Genomic DNA, 6,459 nt, shown 5'->3' with positions numbered 1-6,459 from the left:
TCCGAGGCATTTTTGCCTCTCTTTTCGCTGGTATGACCGTTTTTGGGTAATTCCGAGGCATTTTTGCCCTACTTTCGAACATTCCAGCCACTCCAGCCCAACGGGTACTTATACCGCTCATTCGAACATTCCAGCCACTTCAGCCCAATACAACGTTACTGACACCACTATTCGAACTATCTCAACCAGTAGCCTATTTTACTCATATCATTAATCTAACCCAATATTTTAATCTTCACAGTGTCCACGCGCACTTTTACTCCGCCCGATGACTAGCAATCCAAACATCCATATCCTCCGGGCTCCACGCAATAAAGCTACCGTTTCTCATCTCATTCAACACATCGAGCGCCCCAAGCTTCCGCAAAAGCCTTCCACGAACTTCAGCAGAAGATTCTTTTTCCTTAATCCGGGTTCGCATAGTATGTACAAAATCCAAATATGGCTCATACGCCGCATCCAGCGCCTCTTCAAGCACACTTTTAATCTTCGCAGCCGCAAGCGGACCAGCACCCGAAGTAGATACAGCCACTGTCAAACGACCCCTACGTACAACTCCGGGCGTAATAAAATCCCCCGCTTCCGCATGGCTAGCCACATTCACAGGAATGCCAAGTCGCCTAGACTCCTGCGCAACCTCTTCATTAACCGTTCTATCGTTAGTGGCTGCATATACGAGAAAGGCCCCACGGAGATCTCCGGGAGCATAAGGGCGGTCATGCCAGGTCATGAGACCCTTTTTCACTAGAGAGGCAAGCATATCTGTCAAAGAGGGACTAATCATCTTAACCACCGCTCCAGCTTCCAGCAGCCCACTCACCTTCCGTTCAGCCACGGCACCACCGCCAATAACCACAACCTGTTGCTTTTCACAATCCAGCATTATGGGCAAATACCGAGTCATGCTCTTCACTCCCCGCTCCAGCCGTGAAAACCAGACAAAGAATTCAACAAAAAATTCAAGATAGTAAAAGCATATCCTAAAATCGCCCAGCGAGCCATACTTACTCCACTTTTCCGCCCGGATTTCTTAAAGATAATATAAAATATGTAAATTCCAAGGCCAATCAATGTCGTTAGTACTTTTAAATCCTTCAATAATAGTGTCCGTCCCTCAGAAACAATAGATAAGCTAGCCACCACCAGAGAGATTGCCAGCAAAGGAGTCCCCACCAGAATAGCGGTGTAAGAATATTTATCTGTAGTCTCTAAGTTCGGCAAACGACGAATTCGGTCACTCCATTGCTTGCTTTTGAGTCTGGTGTGCAGAAATAAGTACAATATGGCAAATACCGTCCCAAGTGTCAGTGCAGCAAAACTCAAATTGGCCAAAATCACATGCATTGTCAACCAGCCATACACCGAGCTCCAAGTCTCAAGCGTATGCCCCCCCGCCGTCAGCCACACCCGATTTAGCAGAAAAACACAGAATCCAGCCACACTAAGCAGCAGAATCGTAAACTCGCCTCCACGTGTAAAAGCCACCGCAAGCGAAGTCAGAACAATACTAAATGCAAACCAGAACAAGAAATCATAAGGTGTAAAAATGGGCAGCCCCTTCTCCTGAGAGAAACGAATCCCGAGTCCTGTAGCTTGCAAAAGACCCACAACAACAAGAAGCCCCGTGCCTAACCGCTTCCCACTCGGGTTGCGGTAAAGGCAATCCGAGAAAACAAACAGCAGGCTCAGGGCATATAGCAGCAGAGCGGCATCATATATTCCGTTCAGCAGTTGCATAGCACTCACCTACCCAACAGGCCTGCCGGAGCAAGCACCGTCTTAGGCACAGAAAAATCGCCGCTACCGGCAGTACGTTCTGTGGAACTAGACTGCTTAACCGGGGCGGAATCTCCGCCATCTGAATTGGATTCGAGCTGTTCCTGTAGCGCAAAGATTTTGGAGAAATAATCAAGCGCTTCATTCCCCTGCTTGCCACCGGACATCTCTTTAATTACATTGATTGGATCATGCATCATTTGGTTCACAATGCTTTTGGTCAAGCGACGGATCACCTTGCGCTGATGCTCGTCCAGCTCAGGCAGCTTATTGAATAAACTTTCCATCGTTTCCTCATGAATCGCATTCGACTTATCCTGAAGCGCCCGGATTACCGGTCTCACGCCAAGCGTCTTCAGCCACAATTGGAATTCATCCATTTCCTCGCTGATCATCACTTCAATCTTCGCAGCTTCACTCCGGCGCATTTCCAGGTTACTCTCCACAATGCCCTCCAGATCGTCAATATCATACAAAAAAACATCTGGCACATTAGCCGCTGCAGGATCAATATCACGGGGTACAGCGATATCAATCATAAAAAGCGGCCGCGAAGGACGACGCTTCATAGCATTCGCTACCTGATCTGCCGAAAGTACATAGCCGTCAGCTCCCGTTGAGCTGATCACGATATCTACCTCATTAAGAGCTTTTAAAGCATCTTCAATCGTGCTCGGCTTCCCCGAGAACTTCTCTGCCAATTCAATCGCACGCGACAGCGTACGGTTAGCGACAATTACCTCAGCCGCACCACTACTATATAGATGCTTTACAGTGAGCTCGCTCATTTTGCCGGCGCCGAGAATCAGTACTCTTTTACCAGTGAACATGCCAAAAATCCGCTTGCCCAGCTCCACTGCCGCATAACTGACAGATACTGCGCTTTCGCCGATTGACGTTTCACTATGTGCTCTTTTGCCGAGTGTCACCGCTTGTTTAAATAGCCGATTGAACCAAGTTCCCGTTACACCCTCAGCCTGAGCTGTGAGAAAAGAACTTCGTACCTGTCCCAGGATCTGCGTCTCGCCAATCACCATGGAATCCAGGCCGCAGGTCACACGGAACAAATGCGCAATCGCCTGCTCGTCTTCATATATATACATATGCTGTGCAAATTGCTCATTTTTCACTCCAAACCACTGCTCCATAAAGCCGCGGAGGAAATAGCCCCCCATATGAAGGCGGTCCATGACCACATAAATTTCCGTACGGTTGCAGGTGGCTACTACGACCCCTTCCAGCACACCCTTCGTCTTCATCAGTTGATGGAGCGCTGCCGGAAGATCACTCTCCGCAAAAGCAAACTGTTCCCTAACCTCCACGGGAGCCGTACGATAATTCAGGCCAACGACGACGATGTGCATCGATAGTTCACCATCCTAGTCTCTATTCATTACTGTGTACAGTTATATTAAAGAATATTTTTACATAATATTCACTTTCACAACATCTAAAAACACTGTGTTAAGTATATCACACGAAAATACGACTTTTTACAGATTTTTTGAACGCTTTATGAAATCCAGATAATAATTATTATAAATAAAAAACCGTAGGTTCGCTACGGTTAGGATGGGTTATTTTGTGATTAATTATTAACTAACTCAAAATTTCTCCGGTTTGGTAACTTTTATGGAAGCTACTTCTCCACACTTTTTACAAAATGTGAAGATAAGCGGTGAGCCAAAAGAAAAGGTTTTACCAATGGGCAGAAGGTTTGAATCCCCTCTGCTCATTTCACCTTTGGTGAATGTAGTGCTACCACATGATTTACAAACTAAGTTTGCTTCGTTCATAACAATCACCTCGGAAAAAGTATATGGTATTCCAAACTAACGAAACCAGTTCTTTATCTGATCAAGCGTACTTTTTGCCTCCGGTCCATTGTAACCAAAGGTGTTGCCCATCAATTTAATATACTCGTTGAACGTTGTTTCCCTACTCTTTCGGTCACTCCACCAGCGCTTAGCGTTATATCCTGAGGCAGATCCTACATACGTAAGCTCAATATCCGATTTTTTGTACACACGATCAAAAAGAAACTTCACCCGCCGCATGTGAAATTCAGAGGAAACGACAATCGCAGATGTAAAATTGTGTTCCTTCATTATGGGGAGTGTGAATTCTGCGTTCTGGTAAGTGCTTTCGGCCGTATTCTCGGTATAGATAGCGTCCTGCGGTATTCCTAGAGCTAGGGCGGTTTGAACCATGTCACCTGATGAACTCGTTGACTCTTTGGCATTGGAAAGAATTAAATAAGTAGCGTAGCCAGCATTATATAATTCAAGTGCCTTTTCTACCCGGTCTTGGCCTCCGCTGAGAACGATGATGGTGTCTGCTTCTTTGAGAGGTTGAGATAAGTTAAGGAAGCGGCCAGCTATCAGGAATAAATATAACGCTAGAAATAATATAAACATAAACCATCTGAAAATTTTCTTATTATGTACTTTTAACACAATCAATTGAACACTTTTCTTCTACCAATAGATTCGTAGATTAAACCTACTTCTTCTGCCTCAGCTAAAGAGTAGCAATTTCTTCCATCAAATATCAAAGGATGTTTCATTAATTTTATAAATTTATCGAGTGCAAAACTTTTAATTTCGGGCCAATCTGTAAAAATAAAACATATATCTGCATCTATTAAAGTTTCCTCTATAGACTTACAATACAATATTTCATCAGGATATATTTTTTTGAAATTTTCAATTCCCACAGGATCCCAAGCTTTCAGATTAGCTCCATCCTCAAGTAATAGGGGGATGTTTACTAACGAAGGTGCATCTCTTAAATCATCAGTTCCTGGTTTAAACGTTAATCCCAGTACAGAGATATTTAGACCGTTAAAACTATCGAAATATTTTTTTGATTTTTTTATAAGTTTTATTTTTTGATTTTCATTTACTTCAATTGCTGCCTTGACCGTTTTCAATTCATAGTCATTAAAGCTGGCAAGCCAATGTAAAGCTTTAGTGTCTTTTGGGAAGCATGAACCTCCATAACCAATACCAGCGTTTAAGAAACGTTCACCTATACGAGGGTCCATCCCCATTCCCTTGGCAACATCATCAATGTCAGCTCCAACAATTTCACATAAATTAGCCATTTCGTTAATATATGATATCTTCAATGCAAGAAAATCATTTGCAGCATACTTAATCATTTCAGCACTTCTGCGATCGGTAATTACAAATGGTATTTCAAATTGTCTGTACATCTTCTTCATGATATTTTCAGCATTTTGAGACTCAACACCCAAAACAATTCGTGTGGCATGAAGAGTATCTTTCACAGCCGTTCCTTGGGATAAAAATTCAGGATTGGAAACAACCTCAATCGTAACATTATGTTTGATATGTTCTTTAATAATTTGCTGCACTTTATCATTAGTTCCTACTGGAACTGTTGATTTTACTATGACTAAAGAATCTTTTTCCACAGTCTGAGCTATTTGCCGAGCAACTTCAAAAACGTATTTCAAATTTGCAGAGCCATCACTTTTTTCTGGAGTTCCCACTCCAATAATTATAATATCAGCATCTTTATAGGCTTTTATGTAATCTGTAGTGTATGTTATTTTTTTTTGATTTTTTATCATAAGTCCTTCTAAATCAGGCTCGTATATTGGTGATACACCCTTTTGCATTAATGATACTTTTTTCTCGTCAATGTCTAAACAAGTTACAATATTTCCTTTTTCAGCAAGACAAACAGCTGTTACTAGTCCTACATACCCTGTTCCGGCTACAGTAATCTTCATATTCATCATATCCTTAACATTTTTTTCAAAAGAGTCTTATTCCATATGATAAAGTACTCAAATCTAGTACCAAATTTATCTTTGAAAGACTTTATTATCGTTTCATTAAGTCCAGGATTATCAAAATCACACTTTTCATAGTTGTTATTCAGATATACATCATACCGGTTACTTACTCCACTATGCGTTCCAGACCCATCAAGTCCAGTATTTCTTATTCTTGAGACTCTTGGATATACAGTAAACATACCTGATTTTGATTGACTATAGCACCATCTTATTGCCCAAGAATCAATTTTCCCGTCCATTTGTGCATCTAGCATAGCGGCCATGTCTCTTCCCCCATGATTTAGCTTCTCTCGAAGTCTCTTATCTTTTTTAAAAAGACTATAATCAGATACCATCCAATCTACAGAATCCCATCTATTTTTCCAAGTAGCCCATCCCCAACTACAACCTCGATATGATAAATAAACCTCACTTTTATAGTAATTAGGTATTTTTAAATCAAACGTATAACCGCTGATGGACCAAATACTCTTATCTTCTTTATAAAAACTCAAAGCATCATTCATGTAAGTAAGAAAATCTGGAGAAGATACTAAATCGTCTTCAAGAACTATAACTCTTTCTTTCAACTTAATAATCTCATCCACACCTAATATAATTGAATTTGCCAATCCTTTATTAACTTGAGAATTAATGATTTTGACTGATTTAAACAAATTCCTTTTTGATAGAGTATTTATATAATCTCTTACCAGTTGCACATTCATAGATGAATTCTCATTCTTGGGAGCGTCTGAAAAAATAAATACATCTGTTTCGTTAGCTAGATAATTATTGGCTAATGCTTCAATTGTCTTTTTTGTGTGCTCTGGTCTTGCATAAACGAAAATTAATACAGGAGCTAACATGACTCC

At 41.4% G+C, this 6,459-nt stretch carries 6 protein-coding genes; all 6 read right to left on the bottom strand.

The features are described 5' to 3' along the window. Window positions 1-256: 256 nt before the first annotated feature. Window positions 257-904, bottom strand: a complete 648-nt coding sequence (locus tag CA598_RS24305) for a precorrin-2 dehydrogenase/sirohydrochlorin ferrochelatase family protein (RefSeq protein WP_094878184.1) — start codon at window positions 902-904, stop codon at window positions 257-259. Window positions 905-909: 5 nt separating this feature from the next. Further along, window positions 910-1,737 (bottom strand): cytochrome c biogenesis protein CcsA, encoded by an 828-nt coding sequence (ccsA, locus tag CA598_RS24300; RefSeq protein WP_094873478.1) that lies wholly within the window; start codon window positions 1,735-1,737, stop codon window positions 910-912. A gap of 5 nt (window positions 1,738-1,742) precedes the next feature. Further along, complete coding sequence (gene hemA, locus CA598_RS24295; RefSeq protein WP_094878183.1) at window positions 1,743-3,140, bottom strand: glutamyl-tRNA reductase; 1,398 nt, start codon at window positions 3,138-3,140, stop codon at window positions 1,743-1,745. A 468-nt stretch (window positions 3,141-3,608) separates the two neighbouring features. Next, window positions 3,609-4,193: a YdcF family protein gene (locus tag CA598_RS24285; protein ID WP_143812450.1), complete on the bottom strand. Its 585-nt coding sequence runs from the start codon at window positions 4,191-4,193 to the stop codon at window positions 3,609-3,611. Between the two features lie 41 nt (window positions 4,194-4,234). After that, window positions 4,235-5,536, bottom strand: a complete 1,302-nt coding sequence (locus CA598_RS24280) for a UDP-glucose dehydrogenase family protein (protein WP_094878181.1) — start codon at window positions 5,534-5,536, stop codon at window positions 4,235-4,237. Between the two features lie 5 nt (window positions 5,537-5,541). After that, window positions 5,542-6,453: a glycosyltransferase family protein gene (locus CA598_RS24275; protein ID WP_094878180.1), complete on the bottom strand. Its 912-nt coding sequence runs from the start codon at window positions 6,451-6,453 to the stop codon at window positions 5,542-5,544. Window positions 6,454-6,459: the final 6 nt, after the last annotated feature.

This window comes from Paenibacillus sp. VTT E-133291, from assembly GCF_002264395.1.
Classification (GTDB): Bacteria; Bacillota; Bacilli; order Paenibacillales; family Paenibacillaceae; genus Paenibacillus_AQ; species Paenibacillus_AQ nitricinens.
The sequence above is the reverse complement of the archived record's forward strand: the minus strand, read 5'-3'. Positions and strand labels throughout refer to the sequence as shown.

Excerpts from the sequence above, each read along its gene's own strand:
- CA598_RS24305 (WP_094878184.1), bottom strand. The coding sequence starts at position 904 with ATGACTCGGTATTTGCCCATAATGCTGGATTGTGAAAAGCAACAGGTT.
- ccsA (WP_094873478.1), bottom strand. The coding sequence starts at position 1,737 with ATGCAACTGCTGAACGGAATATATGATGCCGCTCTGCTGCTATATGCC.
- hemA (WP_094878183.1), bottom strand. The coding sequence starts at position 3,140 with ATGCACATCGTCGTCGTTGGCCTGAATTATCGTACGGCTCCCGTGGAG.
- CA598_RS24285 (WP_143812450.1), bottom strand. The coding sequence starts at position 4,193 with ATGTTTATATTATTTCTAGCGTTATATTTATTCCTGATAGCTGGCCGC.
- CA598_RS24280 (WP_094878181.1), bottom strand. The coding sequence starts at position 5,536 with ATGAAGATTACTGTAGCCGGAACAGGGTATGTAGGACTAGTAACAGCT.
- CA598_RS24275 (WP_094878180.1), bottom strand. The coding sequence starts at position 6,453 with ATGTTAGCTCCTGTATTAATTTTCGTTTATGCAAGACCAGAGCACACA.